The organism is Phytohalomonas tamaricis, from assembly GCF_003012345.1.
Classification (GTDB): domain Bacteria; phylum Pseudomonadota; class Gammaproteobacteria; order Pseudomonadales; family Halomonadaceae; genus Phytohalomonas; species Phytohalomonas tamaricis.
Genome location: NZ_PVRV01000013.1, coordinates 15,753 through 31,648, shown reverse-complemented (window position 1 = coordinate 31,648; position 15,896 = coordinate 15,753). Strand labels below are relative to the sequence as shown.

At 53.5% G+C, this 15,896-nt stretch carries 11 protein-coding genes; all 11 read right to left on the bottom strand.

The window, feature by feature from the left end; all coding sequences use genetic code 11:
- Positions 1-22 precede the first annotated feature (22 nt).
- Positions 23-850 carry a 50S ribosomal protein L2 gene (rplB, locus tag C3Z11_RS00305; protein WP_106475540.1) on the bottom strand — a complete coding sequence of 276 codons (828 nt, stop codon included), beginning with the start codon at positions 848-850 and terminating at the stop codon, positions 23-25.
- Positions 851-866: 16 nt separating this feature from the next.
- Positions 867-1,163, bottom strand: a complete 297-nt coding sequence (gene rplW, locus C3Z11_RS00300; RefSeq protein WP_106475539.1) for a 50S ribosomal protein L23 — start codon at positions 1,161-1,163, stop codon at positions 867-869.
- Entirely contained in the window at positions 1,160-1,768 is a 609-nt protein-coding gene (gene rplD, locus C3Z11_RS00295) for a 50S ribosomal protein L4 (protein ID WP_106475538.1), read from the bottom strand. Before rplD ends, rplW begins: the two co-directional genes overlap by 4 nt.
- Before the next feature lie 14 nt (positions 1,769-1,782).
- Positions 1,783-2,421: a 50S ribosomal protein L3 gene (gene rplC, locus C3Z11_RS00290; RefSeq protein ID WP_106475537.1), complete on the bottom strand. Its 639-nt coding sequence runs from the start codon at positions 2,419-2,421 to the stop codon at positions 1,783-1,785.
- A 154-nt stretch (positions 2,422-2,575) separates the two neighbouring features.
- The gene (rpsJ, locus tag C3Z11_RS00285; RefSeq protein ID WP_106475536.1) at positions 2,576-2,887 is read right to left on the bottom strand and encodes a 30S ribosomal protein S10; all 312 of its coding nucleotides are present in this window, start codon (positions 2,885-2,887) and stop codon (positions 2,576-2,578) included.
- Positions 2,888-3,052: 165 nt separating this feature from the next.
- Entirely contained in the window at positions 3,053-4,246 is a 1,194-nt protein-coding gene (gene tuf / locus C3Z11_RS00280; protein WP_106475535.1) for an elongation factor Tu, read from the bottom strand.
- 31 nt (positions 4,247-4,277) lie between these two features.
- On the bottom strand, positions 4,278-6,395 hold the full coding sequence (gene fusA / locus C3Z11_RS00275) for an elongation factor G (RefSeq protein WP_106475534.1): 2,118 nt from the start codon (positions 6,393-6,395) through the stop codon (positions 4,278-4,280).
- 18 nt (positions 6,396-6,413) lie between these two features.
- On the bottom strand, positions 6,414-6,884 hold the full coding sequence (rpsG, locus tag C3Z11_RS00270; protein WP_106475533.1) for a 30S ribosomal protein S7: 471 nt from the start codon (positions 6,882-6,884) through the stop codon (positions 6,414-6,416).
- Positions 6,885-6,968: 84 nt separating this feature from the next.
- A complete protein-coding gene (gene rpsL / locus C3Z11_RS00265; RefSeq protein WP_106475532.1) occupies positions 6,969-7,343 on the bottom strand; it encodes a 30S ribosomal protein S12 in 375 nt (124 codons plus the stop codon).
- A 157-nt stretch (positions 7,344-7,500) separates the two neighbouring features.
- Positions 7,501-11,718 carry a DNA-directed RNA polymerase subunit beta' gene (gene rpoC / locus C3Z11_RS00260; RefSeq protein ID WP_106475531.1) on the bottom strand — a complete coding sequence of 1,406 codons (4,218 nt, stop codon included), beginning with the start codon at positions 11,716-11,718 and terminating at the stop codon, positions 7,501-7,503.
- A gap of 81 nt (positions 11,719-11,799) precedes the next feature.
- Entirely contained in the window at positions 11,800-15,876 is a 4,077-nt protein-coding gene (gene rpoB, locus C3Z11_RS00255; RefSeq protein WP_106475530.1) for a DNA-directed RNA polymerase subunit beta, read from the bottom strand.
- Positions 15,877-15,896: the final 20 nt, after the last annotated feature.

Here is a 15,896-nt window from a genome sequence, read left to right as displayed (position 1 = left end):
CTTGAATTTGGCCTTGCGGCGCTTACTTGGCCTTGCGGCGACGGACAATCAGCTTATCGGTGCGCTTGTTCTTGCGGGTCTTGTGACCTTTGGTAGGCACGCCCCATGGCGACACAGGATGACGGCCACCGCTTGTGCGACCCTCACCACCGCCGTGTGGGTGATCTACCGGGTTCATCGCAACACCACGAACCGTCGGACGCACGCCTTTCCAGCGCTTTGCACCGGCCTTGCCAAGCTGGCGCAGGCTATGCTCGGAGTTGCCCACTTCACCCAACGTAGCGCGGCATTCAGAAAGAATACGACGCATCTCACCAGAACGCAGACGTAATGTCGCGTAGTTACCTTCACGCGCAACCAGCTGAGCACTAGCGCCGGCACTCCGCGCTATCTGAGCACCCTTGCCCGGCTTCAGTTCGATGCAGTGAATCGTCGCACCCAGTGGCATATTACGCAGCGGGAGAGCATTACCACTCTTGATCGCAGCGTTGACACCGGATTCGAGGCGATCACCTGCCGCTACGCCCTTGGGGGCAATAATGTAGCGACGTTCACCATCGATATACTTAAGCAGTGCAATGTGTGCACTACGGTTAGGATCGTATTCAATGCGCTCAACGATAGCTGGAATGCCATCTTTGTTGCGTTTGAAATCAACCAGGCGATACTGCTGGCGATGACCACCACCAACGTGGCGAGTGGTAATACGACCATTATTGTTACGACCACCACTACGGGACTGTGACTCGGTCAACGCCTCGAAAGGGCGACCTTTGTACAGCTCCTGATTGACGATCTTCACCTTATGGCGACGACCGGCTGAGGTCGGTTTAGTCTTGACTACTGCCATGATCCGTTCTCCTGCCTCACTCGGCGCCAGTGAAGTCTTCGAGGGTCTCGCCCGCAGCCAGGGTCACGTAGGCTTTGCGATAACCGCTGCGGCGACCTTCGCCACGCGCGCTACGCTTAGTTTTGCCTTTCATGTTCAACACCTGGACGCGATCAACCTTCTTTCCGAACAATGCTTCTACAGCCTTTTTGATCTCAGGCTTGGTCGCATCGCTTGCCACCTTGAACACATACTGGTTGTGCTCGGCTGCAAAAGCGGCTTTTTCGGTCATGTGCGGCCCGAGCAGCACTTTGAATACGCGCTCTTGATTCATCCCAGCTTCTCCTCGAACTTGCGCAGAGCAGGGACGGTCATCAACACCTTGTCGAAGGCAATCAGACTGACCGGATCCGCAGCTGCGGCATCCACGACTGCAACATTAGGAATGTTGCGCGCAGCCAGATAAAGATTCTCGTCAACTTCTTCAGTGACGATCAGCACCTTTTCCAGGCCGAGGTCCTTGAGCTTAGCAATCAACTGCTTGGTCTTAGGCGTCTCGACGGCAAAAGCATCAACAGCCACCAGACGGTCCTGACGAACCAGCTCGGAGAGGATAGAGCGCATTGCTGCGCGATACATCTTACGGTTTACCTTCTGCGAGAAGTCTTGAGGACGCGCCGCAAAGGTAACACCGCCTGTACGCCACAGCGGAGAACGAATGGTACCGGCACGAGCACGACCAGTACCTTTCTGACGAAACGGCTTCTTACCACCACCGCTAACATCAGAACGAGTTTTCTGCGCACGAGTACCCTGGCGTGCACCGGCCAAATAGGCGGTGACAACCTGATGCACGAGTGACTCGTTAAATTCTTTGCCGAAAGTCACGTCGGAAAGTTCGACGGCTCCAGCATCTGCACCTGCAAGATTCAGATTCATCGGTCCTCTACCCCTCAGCGAGCTTTGACAGCAGAGCGCACAATCACATTACTGCCGGTTGCGCCAGGAACGGCACCCTTAACCAGCAACAAGTTACGCTCAGCATCGACACGCACTACTTCCAGGCTCTGTACGGTTACACGGGTATTACCCAGTTGACCGGCCATTTTCTTGCCTTTAAAAACACGGCCTGGCGTTTGGCACTGGCCGATAGAACCAGGTGCCCGATGCGAGAGGGAGTTACCGTGAGTCATATCCTGAGTACGGAAATTCCAGCGCTTAACAGCACCAGCAAATCCCTTACCCTTGGATACGCCAGTCACATCAATCTTTTGACCAGCTTCGAAGAGGGATACGGTGAATTCGCCACCCACCTGAGGATCATCTTCGCCTTCGACAAGGCGAAACTCCATCATGGAGCGACCAGCCTCAACACCTGCCTTTGCATATTGACCAGCGACGGCCTTGGACAGATGTTTGGCTTTGCGGGAGCCAGTTGTTACCTGGACCGCGCGATAGCCATCAGACTCAAGCGTTTTCACGCTAGTCACGCGGTTAGGCTCAACCTCAATAACGGTTACAGGCACAGAAGCGCCGTCTTCGGTGAAGATACGGGTCATACCGCTCTTCTTACCGACTAAACCGATAGTCATGTTCAGTCTCCTTAGTGTACGGGGCTATCACCCGCTATGGCTGCCCTTTCCAGAGCATTCCACTAGCACATTGTGTAACGCCATCACGGCGTGGCGGCTCTTTTTCTACAGAGTCATCTACAAAAAGACAGCCGCTATAGTGACTAGTGTAGTGTTAATCAACCTTGATCTGGACATCGACACCAGCGGCCAAGTCCAATTTCATCAATGCATCAACTGTTTTTTCAGTTGGCTCAACGATATCAAGTACACGCTTATGGGTACGTATCTCATATTGATCACGCGCATCTTTGTTGACGTGCGGTGAAATCAATACAGTATAACGCTCCCGATTGGTCGGCAGCGGGATCGGCCCACGGACCTGAGCCCCAGTACGCTTCGCGGTTTCCACGATTTCTTGAGCGGACTGATCGATCAGGCGGTGGTCGAACGCTTTCAACCGAATGCGAATCTTCTGGTTCTGCATTTGCCCAAAGCTCCAACGGCCTTACAGCCTAGTGAATAGTGACGGCGCGAGCCGTCCACTCACGCATGAAAGGATGCGCATTATATGCATGCTGACACCGTCTGTCAAACATGCATGACAAAGGGGCTCCTTTCGGAGCCCCTTCAGTACAAGCAGTTTTAAAACTTACTCGATAATCTTGGCAACAACACCGGCGCCAACTGTACGACCACCCTCGCGGATAGCGAAGCGCAGACCGTCTTCCATAGCGATGGGAGCGATCAGCGTGATAGTCATTTGGACGTTATCACCCGGCATTACCATCTCGACACCTTCCGGCAGTTCACAAGTACCCGTTACGTCAGTGGTACGGAAGTAAAACTGCGGACGATAGCCCTTGAAGAAAGGCGTATGACGACCGCCTTCTTCCTTGGACAGGATGTAGATTTCAGATTCGAACTTGGTGTGCGGAGTGATAGAGCCGGGCTTAGCCAGAACCTGTCCACGCTCGACGTCATCACGCTTAGTACCACGCAACAGCGCGCCAACGTTTTCACCCGCGCGACCTTCGTCGAGCAGCTTACGGAACATTTCAACGCCGGTAACGGTAGTCTTGGTGGTGTCACGCAGACCAATGATCTCGACTTCTTCACCCGTCTTGACGATACCACGCTCGACACGACCGGTCACAACGGTACCGCGGCCTGAGATTGAGAATACGTCTTCAATCGGCATCAGGAACGGACGATCAATAGCACGCTCCGGCTCAGGAATATAGTCGTCAAGAGCCTTGATCAGATTGGCAACGGCAGTAGTACCCATACCGTTGTCATCCTTGCCTTCCAGAGCCATCAACGCAGAACCGATGATGATCGGAGTGTCGTCGCCAGGGAAGTCATACTCATTCAACAACTCACGGACTTCCATTTCGACCAGTTCAAGCAGTTCTTCGTCATCGACCATGTCAGCCTTGTTCAGGAACACGACAATGTACGGAACGCCAACCTGACGAGACAGCAGGATATGCTCACGCGTTTGCGGCATCGGGCCATCAGCAGCAGAACAAACCAGGATAGCGCCATCCATCTGCGCAGCACCGGTGATCATGTTCTTGACGTAGTCAGCGTGTCCCGGACAGTCAACGTGTGCATAGTGACGTGCTTCGGACTGATACTCAACGTGCGCTGTTGCGATAGTGATACCACGCTCACGCTCTTCAGGAGCATTATCGATGGTATCAAATGCACGCCAGTCGCCACCGAAAACCTCGGCAGAAACGCGAGTCAGAGCCGCAGTCAACGTAGTCTTGCCATGGTCAACGTGACCGATAGTACCGACGTTTACGTGCGGTTTGGAACGTTCGAATTTTTCCTTAGCCACTGCTATAACCTCTTTAATCAGCTAACGATTATCAGTTCTGTTTGATGACGGCTTCGACGACGCTGGACGGCGCCTCATCGTACTTCGCAAACTCCATGGAGTAGCTTGCGCGGCCCTGGGTCTGCGAGCGTAGATCAGTCGCATAACCGAACATCTCACCCAGTGGCACCATTGCGCGGATGATCTTGCCAGTGGAAGAATCATCCATGCCCTGCACCAGACCACGCCGACGGTTCAAGTCGCCCATGACGTCGCCCATGAAATCCTCAGGCGTCACTACCTCGACTCGCATAACCGGCTCGAGCAGAACAGCTTTAGCCTTGCGAGCCCCTTCTTTAATCGCCATGGAAGATGCGATCTTGAAGGCATTCTCGTTAGAGTCGACGTCGTGATAGGAACCGTCAAACAACGTGACCTTCACATCAATCATCGGATAACCTGCGATAACCCCATTCTGAAGCTGCTCGTAGGCCCCTTTTTCAACGGCAGGCACGTATTCCTTAGGAACTGTACCACCGACGATTTCGGATGCGAATTTGAAGGTCAATTCTTCATCTTCGCCCTTGTCTGCATCAGTAAGCGGTTCAATACGCAGCCACACGTGACCAAACTGACCACGGCCACCGGACTGACGGACGAACTTGCCTTCCTGCTCGACACTGCCACGGATAGTTTCACGGTAGGCGACCTGGGGCTTACCGATGTTAGCCTCCACCTTGAACTCGCGACGCATACGATCAACGATAATGTCGAGGTGCAGCTCACCCATCCCAGAAATAATGGTCTGGCCGGTTTCTTCATCGGTCTTGACGCGGAAAGACGGATCTTCCTGCGCAAGCTTGCCAAGAGCGATACCCATCTTCTCCTGATCAGCCTTGGATTTAGGCTCAACAGCAACGGAGATGACGGGATCTGGGAATTCCATGCGCTCAAGCACAATCTTGGCATTTGGATCGCAAAGCGTATCGCCAGTAGTAACATCTTTCAGGCCAACACACGCTGCGATATCGCCGGCGTAGACTTCCTTGATCTCCTGACGACTGTTGGAGTGCATCTGGACGATACGGCCAACGCGCTCCTTCTTGTCCTTCACGGAGTTATAGACACTATCACCGGAGTTAAGCACACCGGAGTAGACACGAATGAACGTCAGAGTGCCGACAAAAGGGTCAGTCGCGATCTTGAAAGCCAATGCAGCAAACGGCGCTGTATCATCAGCTTCACGCGTCTCGATAGTACCTGCCGCATCATCAAGCTCACCCTCGATCGCCTTGACTTCTGTCGGCGATGGCAGGTACTCAATGACACCGTCAAGCATGGCTTGAACGCCCTTGTTCTTGAAGGCGCTACCACAGACTACCGGCACGATTTCATTTTCAAGCGTACGACGGCGCAAACCAGCCTTCACTTCCTCGATGGAGAGATCACCCTCTTCGAGGTACTTGTCCATCAGCTCTTCAGATGCCTCGGCAGCAGCCTCGAGCATATGCTCGCGCCACTCTTGGGCTGTATCCTGCAACTCAGCCGGAATATCGACCAAGTCATAAGTCATGCCCTTGTCTTCTTCATTCCAGAGAATGGCTTTCATCTGAAGGAGATCAATAACGCCCTTGAACTCATCCTCAGCACCCCAGTTAATCTGGATCGGTACCGGATTAGCGCCCAAGCGCTCCTTGAGCTGCTCAACAACCATGAAGAAGTCAGCACCAGCGCGGTCCATCTTGTTGACGAACACCATGCGAGGTACTTCGTACTTATTCGCCTGACGCCAGACCGTTTCAGTCTGCGGCTGAACACCAGAGGATCCGCACAGAACAACGACCGCACCATCAAGAACACGCAGAGAACGTTCAACTTCGATAGTGAAGTCAACGTGCCCAGGCGTATCAATGATATTGATACGGTGCTCATCGAACTGCTTGTTCATGCCCTGCCAGAAGCAGGTAGTCGCTGCAGAAGTGATGGTAATACCACGCTCCTGCTCCTGCTCCATCCAGTCCATGACGGCGGCACCTTCGTGCACTTCGCCAATCTTATGTGACAGACCAGTATAGAACAGGACACGCTCGGTCGTAGTCGTCTTGCCGGCGTCTACGTGTGCAACGATACCGATGTTGCGGTAACGCTTAAGCTGAGTCTTACGTGCCACGATAGATAATCCTGTTGTTTAGAAGCGGTAGTGAGAGAAGGCCTTGTTGGCTTCGGCCATACGATGCACGTCTTCACGCTTCTTCACGGCTGCACCCTTACCTTCTGCCGCATCAAGCATCTCACCAGCGAGACGCTGAGCCATGGTTTTCTCACCACGATTACGAGCAGCATCAGCCATCCAGCGCATTGCCAACGCCTGACGACGAGAAGGGCGCACTTCGACGGGCACTTGATAAGTAGCACCACCGACACGGCGTGATTTGACTTCAACCATCGGCTGGATAGTTTCCAGAGCCTTTTCGAAGATGCTCAGCGGCTCATCATTGGAGCGTTCGGCAACTCGATCAAGCGCACCGTAAACGATACGCTCGGCGACCGACTTTTTGCCACTGATCATCAAATGGTTCATAAACTTAGCAAGACGCTCACTTCCGAACTTAGGATCCGGCAATATTTCGCGTTTTGCTGCAATACGTCTTCTAGGCATGATAAGCCCTCAAGTCGAAGGGTCTTTCAGGTAAACCCGGGACAAATAAAGCGCCCAGCCTTACTCTTATCAGACCAGTATGAATTAGGATTTCGGACGCTTGGTACCGTACTTAGAACGGCCTTGCTTACGGTTCTGAACACCAGACGTATCCAAGGCACCACGGACGGTGTGATAACGCACACCCGGCAAGTCTTTTACACGACCGCCACGGATCAGGATCACAGAGTGCTCCTGCAGATTGTGGCCTTCCCCGCCGATATAGGAAGTTACTTCGAAGCCGTTGGTCAAACGCACGCGGCATACTTTACGCAGTGCCGAGTTTGGCTTCTTCGGGGTGGTCGTATAGACGCGTGTGCAAACACCACGCTTCTGGGGACAAGCCTGCAGCGCAGGCACGTCGCTTTTCGCGTGCGGGCGCTTGCGCGGCTTGCGCACCAGCTGGTTAATAGTTGCCATGAACAGCTCACTCCAATGATGATATAACAAAACAGTAAGGACAGGACGCACCTTTCCCTACTGTTAAAGGCTGCGAATTCTAAGGGCTTATGCGCCAAGACGTCAAGTCCAGCCCCGTAATGGACGAAGCTGGATAACGCAGAGGATGCAAAAGAACTTAGATATCGTCGTCGTCAGCATCTAGAGCGGTTAGATGCTCGCCCAGCTGCTGCTCGACATCAAGCGCAGATGGATAGAGGCTACGCTCAGATTCTTCACGCTTGCGACGACGCTCGGCATGATGCGTTAGGCCCGTTCCCGCCGGAATCAGTCGGCCTACAACAACGTTTTCCTTCAATCCACGCAAATGGTCGCGCTTGCCAGTTACGGCCGCTTCCGTCAGTACACGCGTAGTTTCCTGGAACGAGGCCGCAGAAATGAACGACTCGGTGGCCAACGAAGCTTTAGTGATACCGAGCAGCACACGCTCATATTTGGCAGGGAATTTATCCTGCTCAGCCAAACGAGCGTTTTCCTCAAGCACACGCACGATTTCGACCTGATCTCCAGGAATTAAATCACTATCACCCGCATCGGTAATCTCTACCTTACGCAGCATCTGACGCACAATGACTTCAATGTGCTTGTCGTTGATACCTACGCCCTGCAGACGATAAACGTCCTGGATTTCAGTAGTGATGTACTTCGCAAGTTCCGACACACCTAACAGCCGCAGAATATCGTGCGGATTGCTGGGGCCATCGGAAATCACCTCACCCTTCTCAACGGTCTCGCCCTCGAACACACCGATCTGACGCCATTTCGGAATCAGCATCTCGAACGGATCACCTTCGGACGGGTTAATCGCCAAGCGGCGCTTACCCTTGGTCTCTTTACCGAAGGTCACGGTACCCGAGATTTCTGCCAGGATAGACGACTCCTTGGGCTTACGAGCCTCAAAGAGATCGGCAACGCGCGGCAGACCACCGGTAATATCCTTGTTTCCGGACGCCTCAACAGGAATACGTGCAACAACCTCACCGACACCAATTTCTGTACTGTTATCCACAGAAACGATAGCGTTGCCCGGCAGCATGTACTGGACCGGCGTATTGGAGCCAGGCAGTGCGATATGCTTGCCCGCCTCGTCCTGAAGCATGATCATCGGACGTTTATCACGGCCGGAAGCCGGACGATTAGCTGATTCGATGATCTCGATCGATGAGAGTCCAGTCAGCTCATCCACCGTACGGTGAATGGTAAGGCCTTCCTCCATGTCGGTGAACTGCACACGGCCAGTCACTTCTGCAACGATCGGATGCGTATGCGGATCCCACTTCGCCACGATCTGGCCACCTTCGACCCGATCACCGTCATTGACAGAGAGCTCCGCACCGTAAGGCAGTTTATAGTACTCACGTTCACGACCATGGTCATCGGCAACTGCCAACGCACTGGAGCGAGAGACCACAACCAGCTTACCGTCAGCGCGCTCGACATTCTTCATGTTGTGAAGACGTACCGTACCGCCATGCTTGACCTGAACACTATCTATCGCGGATGCACGTGATGCTGCACCGCCGATGTGGAAGGTACGCATGGTCAGCTGAGTACCCGGTTCACCGATCGACTGTGCGGCGATTACACCGACAGATTCACCGACATTAACCAGATGGCCACGAGCCAGATCACGACCGTAGCACGATGCACAAACGCCATGACTGGTTTCACAGGCGATCGCACTACGTACAATAATCTCGTCGACGCCCATGGTATCAAGCTTGTTGCACCACTCTTCATCGAGCAACGTACCCTTCGGAATCAGGACATCCTGGCTTTCCGGATCGATCACGTCGCGCGCAACAACACGCCCAAGAACACGCTCAGCCAATGAGACAATGACATCGCCGCCTTCGATAACCGGATGCAGCGTCAGCCCTTCTTCGGTACCGCAATCGACTTCTGTAATAACCAGATCTTGAGCAACGTCAACCAGACGACGCGTCAGATAACCTGAGTTAGCGGTCTTAAGGGCGGTATCTGCCAAGCCCTTACGAGCGCCGTGAGTCGATATGAAGTACTGGAGTACGTTCAAGCCTTCACGGAAGTTGGCCGTGATCGGTGTCTCGATGATCGAACCGTCCGGCTTGGCCATCAAGCCACGCATCCCCGCCAGCTGACGAATCTGGGCGGCACTACCACGTGCACCAGAGTCGGCCATGATGAAGACACTATTGAACGAATCCTGCTCGACCTGATTGCCCTCACGATCAGTAACGGTCTCCTTGGAGATACCGCTCATCATCGCCTTGGCAACCTTGTCGTTGGCTTTCGACCAGATATCGATAACCTTGTTGTACTTCTCACCCGCCGTCACGAGACCGGAAGAGAACTGATCTTCAATCTCTTTAACTTCATCTTCGGCAGCATCGATGATTGACTTCTTCTCATCAGGGATAACGAAGTCGTTAACACCGATCGAAGCACCTGACCAAGTCGCTAAGCGGAAGCCGGTATACATCAGCTGATCAGCGAAGATAACGGTCTCTTTAAGCCCAACGCTACGATAAGCCACGTTGATAAGCTGAGAGATCGCCTTCTTCTTCATCGGCCGGTTGACGATCTCGAACTCCATACCTTTCGGAACGATGCGATACAGCAGCGCACGGCCGACGGTAGTGTCCTTGATCGAGGTATGAGCGCTAAACTCGCCAGTCTCTTCGTTCTTGGTCCACTCAGTCAGGCGCACCTTGACCCGCGCATGCAGCGCCACACTATGTGTACCATGCGCACGCTCGACTTCGTTCAGGTTCGAGAACGTCATGCCCTCGCCCTTGGCGCCAATCTTTTCACGGGTCATGTAATAAAGACCCAACACGACGTCCTGAGACGGCACTATGATCGGCTCGCCGTTGGCAGGCGAGAGCACGTTATTGGTCGACATCATTAACGCACGCGCTTCCAGCTGGGCTTCCAGCGTCAGCGGTACGTGAACGGCCATCTGGTCACCGTCAAAGTCAGCGTTATAAGCCGCACAGACCAACGGGTGCAGCTGAATCGCCTTGCCCTCGATCAGCATCGGCTCAAATGCCTGAATACCCAGACGGTGTAGCGTCGGCGCACGGTTGAGCAGTACCGGATGCTCACGGATAACATCGGCCAGGATGTCCCAAACCTCGGGCACTTCACGCTCAACCATTTTCTTGGCGGCTTTGATCGTCGACGCGTGGCCGTAGGACTGCAGCTTCGAATAAATGAACGGCTTGAACAGTTCAAGCGCCATCTTCTTAGGCAGACCACACTGATGCAAACGCAGCGTTGGACCTACGGTAATGACAGAACGGCCCGAATAATCGACACGCTTGCCCAGCAGGTTTTGACGGAAACGCCCCTGCTTACCTTTGATCATGTCGGCTAGCGACTTGAGCGGACGCTTGTTAGAGCCGGTAATGGCGCGACCGCGACGACCGTTATCAAGCAGCGCATCGACCGATTCCTGCAACATGCGTTTCTCATTACGCACGATGATATCGGGCGCATTAAGATCAAGCAGACGCTTCAGACGGTTATTACGGTTAATCACACGACGATACAGATCGTTCAGATCCGATGTCGCAAAGCGTCCACCATCAAGCGGGACCAGTGGACGCAGATCCGGTGGCAACACCGGAAGTACTTCCATGATCATCCAGCCCGGATGGTTGCCGGATTTGAAGAAGGCCTCCAGCAGTTTCAAACGCTTGGAGAGCTTCTTGATCTTGGTTTCAGAATTAGTCTGCGGAATCTCTTCACGCAGACGCTCAATCTCTTCTTCGAGCTCGATATCAGACAGCAGCGCTTGGATGGCCTCGGCCCCCATGCGTGCGTCAAAGTCATCGCCGAACTCTTCGAGCGCCTCGAAATACTGCTCATCGTTTAAAAGCTGGCTACGCTCAAGCGTGGTCATGCCCGGGTCGATAACCACAAACGACTCGAAATAAAGTACACGCTCAATATCACGCAGCGTCATGTCGAGCAGCATACCAATGCGGCTCGGCAAAGACTTCAAGAACCAGATGTGCGCGACCGGGCTGGCCAGCTCAATGTGGCCCATGCGCTCACGGCGCACAGAGGCTTTGGTGACCTCAACGCCACACTTTTCGCAGATAATGCCGCGATGCTTCATGCGCTTGTACTTGCCGCACAAGCACTCATAGTCCTTTACCGGGCCGAAAATCTTGGCGCAGAACAGACCGTCGCGTTCAGGCTTGAACGTACGATAATTGATGGTTTCAGGTTTTTTAACCTCACCATAGGACCAGGAGCGAATCATGTCCGGAGATGCAAGCGTAATCTTGATTGCATCAAATTCTTCGGACTGCGCCTGTGATTTGAGTACTTTCACCAAATCTTTCATAAGGTCGGCTCCGTTGCGGAGTTGTCATGAGCGGATCCCGCAAGCGGGATCCGCGGACCATCAAGGGCTCGGCTAACGCCTTTAACTTTCCAGCTCGATGTCGATACCCAGCGAGCGAATTTCTTTTACCAATACGTTAAATGACTCAGGCATTCCGGCCTGCATGCTGTGATCACCATCTACGATGCTCTTGTACATCTTGGTACGTCCTTCGACATCGTCAGACTTGACTGTGAGCATTTCCTGCAGCGTGTATGCTGCGCCATAGGCCTCAAGTGCCCATACCTCCATCTCACCGAAGCGCTGACCGCCAAACTGCGCCTTACCACCCAGCGGCTGCTGAGTAACCAGTGAGTAGGAACCGGTAGAGCGAGCATGCATCTTGTCGTCGACCAAGTGGTTCAATTTGAGCATGTACATGTAGCCTACGGTGACCGGACGATCGAAGCGCTCGCCGGTACGGCCGTCGAAGAGCTCCATCTGACCCGATTCCGGCAGATCGGCAAGCTTGAGCAATCCTTTTATCTCATGCTCTTTGGCACCATCGAAAACCGGCGAGGCAATCGGCACGCCACGAGACAAGTTCTTGGCCAGAGTGATCACTTCGTCATCAGTAAGCTCGTCGAGCGATTCCTGACGGCCACCGCTGGTATTGTAAACCTTGTCCAGGAACTCACGGATTTCGGCGAGCTGCTGCTCTCGAGCATCCTTGAGCATACGGTCAATTTTTGCGCCTAAGCCGAAAGCAGCCATCCCGAGGTGCGTTTCAAGGATCTGACCCACGTTCATGCGTGAAGGTACACCCAGCGGGTTCAACACCACATCGACAGGTTCACCGGCGGCATTAAACGGCATATCCTCAATTGGCATGATTGCCGAAATAACACCTTTGTTACCGTGACGTCCAGCCATCTTGTCACCTGGCTGAATACGACGTCTCACGGCCAGATAGACCTTGACGATCTTCAACACACCCGGTGCCAAGTCATCGCCCTGAGTCAACTTGCGTTTCTTATCTTCGAAACGCTCGTCCATCTCCTTGCGACGATTCTCTAGCTGCTCGTCGGCCTGAGCCAACAGCTCATTGAGCGACTCATCCTGCATACGCAGCTTGAACCATTGCTGGCGCGGCAACTCATCGAGATACTCTTCATCGAGCGTATCGCCCTTCTTGAGACGAGGGCCACCATTGACGGGCTGCCCGTCAAGCGTACGCTTGATACGTTCGAAGGTAGCGTCCTCAGCGATACGGTAAGTCTCTTGCAGATCCTTACGTACCTCTGCGAGCTGCATTTGCTCGATCGCTAAAGCACGTGGGTCCTTTTCAACACCATCACGCGTAAAGACCTGAACATCAATAACAGTACCGCGCATCCCTGTTGGAGCACGCAGCGACGTATCTTTAACGTCAGAAGCCTTTTCACCAAAGATCGCACGCAGCAGCTTCTCTTCCGGTGTCAGTTGGGTCTCGCCCTTGGGCGTCACCTTACCGACCAAGATATCGCCTGCGTTGATTTCGGCGCCTATGTAGACGATTCCCGATTCATCAAGCTTTCCGAGCGCTGACTCCCCAACGTTGGGAATATCCGAGGAAATCTCCTCTGGCCCCAGCTTGGTATCACGCGAAACGCACGTCAGTTCCTGGATATGGATCGTTGTAAATCGATCCTCTTCCACCACGCGCTCGGAGACGAGAATAGAGTCTTCGAAGTTGTAGCCGTTCCAGGGCATGAACGCGATACGCATGTTCTGTCCCAATGCCAGATCACCGGTATCTACCGACGGACCATCAGCGAGAATGTCACCGATAGCCACCTGATCACCAGGCCGAACGATAGGGCGCTGGTTCTGGCAAGTATTCTGGTTCGAGCGCACATACTTGGTCAGGTTGTAGATATCGACGCCAGCTTCACCGCCAATGATCTCATCTTCATTGACACGGATAACGATGCGCTTTGCATCAACCGAGTCAACCATCCCGCCACGTCTCGCCACGGCGCATACACCGGAGTCACGGGCGACAAAGCGCTCCATGCCAGTACCTACCAGTGGCTTATCCGCCTTGAGCGTGGGCACAGCCTGACGCTGCATGTTCGAACCCATAAGAGCGCGGTTCGCATCATCGTGCTCAAGGAACGGAATCAGCGCAGCAGCGACGGACACGACCTGACGTGGTGACACATCCATCAGTGTTACCTTGTCAGGCGTCATGAAGGTGGTTTCACCCTTATGACGCACCTGAACAAGGTCATCGATCAATTTATTACCTTCATCAACAGTCGCAGAAGCCTGGGCGATGATGTAATCGCCTTCTTCGATTGCTGATAGATGAACCAGTTCATCGGTAACTTGGCGTCCCTCTACCTTGCGATAAGGCGTTTCAAGGAACCCATAGCTGTTGGTACGGCTGTAAGTCGCCAGCGAGTTAATCAGACCGATGTTCGGTCCTTCAGGCGTCTCGATAGGACACAGTCGGCCATAGTGCGTGGCGTGAACGTCACGAACCTCGAAGCCAGCGCGCTCACGTGTCAAACCACCCGGCCCAAGCGCTGATACACGACGCTTGTGCGTAACCTCTGAGAGCGGGTTGTTCTGATCCATGAACTGTGAAAGCTGACTTGATCCGAAGAACTCCTTCACTGCCGCCGCAACCGGCTTGGCATTAATCAGGTCTTGCGGCATCAGGCCTTCGCTTTCAGCCATGGACAGGCGTTCCTTGACCGCACGCTCAACACGCACCAGACCAACGCGGAACTGGTTTTCGGCCATCTCGCCCACACTACGGATACGGCGATTGCCAAGGTGGTCGATATCATCAACATCGCCAAAGCCGTTACGGATGTTGATCAGCTCCTTGAGAACATCAATGATGTCATCATGAGTCAACACACCCGGTCCTTCGTCGTTATCACGACGTAGACGGCGGTTGAACTTCATACGGCCGACGCCCGACAGGTCATAGCGGTCTTCGCTGAAGAACAGATTGTTGAACAGCGAATCAGCGGCATCCTTGGTGGGTGGCTCACCGGGACGCATCATGCGATAGATCTCGACCAGCGCTTCCAACTGCGAATGGGTCGAATCAACCTTCAGCGTGTCTGAAATGAACGGGCCGGTATCAAGGTCGTTGGTATAGAGCGTTTCAAAGCTCGTGATACCCGCCTGTCCCAGTTTTTCGATCAGCTCAGGAGTAAGCTCGGTATTACACACACAAATCAGCTCGCCGGTTTTGGGATCGACTTGATCCTTGGCCAGCGTCTTGCCAAATAAATATTCCATTGGCACAGCAAGGCGCTCAATACCGGACTTCTCTATTTGGCGAATATGTTTTTGGGTAATCCTGCGCCCTTCTTCAACAATGACATTTCCGTCATTATCAAGAATTTCAAAAGATGCTGTTTCACCACGCAGGCGCGACGGAACAAGCTCAACAGAAAAACCAGACTTTTCAATATGATATACATTGGTATCAAAGAAAAAGCCGAGAATATCTTCAGCATTGTAGCCTAACGCACGCAGCAGCACGGTAGCAGGCAATTTGCGACGACGGTCGATACGTACAAAGACGTTATCGCGCGGATCAAACTCGAAATCGAGCCATGAACCGCGGTAAGGAATTACCCGCGCAGAATAAAGCAGCTTGCCCGAAGAGTGACTCTTACCCTTGTCATGGTCAAAGAACACACCGGGACTGCGATGCAGCTGCGAGACAATCACTCGCTCAGTACCATTGACGACAAAGGTACCGTTTTCAGTCATCAGGGGGATTTCCCCCATGTAGACTTCCTGTTCCTTAATGTCCTTGATCGCCTTGTTAGACGATTCGCGGTCATAAATGATCAGGCGCACTTTTACACGCAGCGGGGCAGAGTACGTCACGCCACGCAGCTGACATTCCTTGACATCGAATGCTGGTGTGCCGAATCGGTAGCTCACGTATTCGAGAGCAGCGTTACCTGAGAAGCTCTCGATTGGAAATACGGAGTTGAATGCGGCATGCAGACCAGTATCCAGACGCTGCTCAGGCGTCTTTTCCTGCTGGAGGAAGTCGTAATAGGAGTCAAGCTGGATGGCCAGCAGGTAAGGCACATCCATCACTTGGGGCAGTTTGCCAAAATCCTTGCGGATGCGTTTTTTCTCAGTGTATGAGTAAGCCATCTGTATTCCCCAGCTTGTTC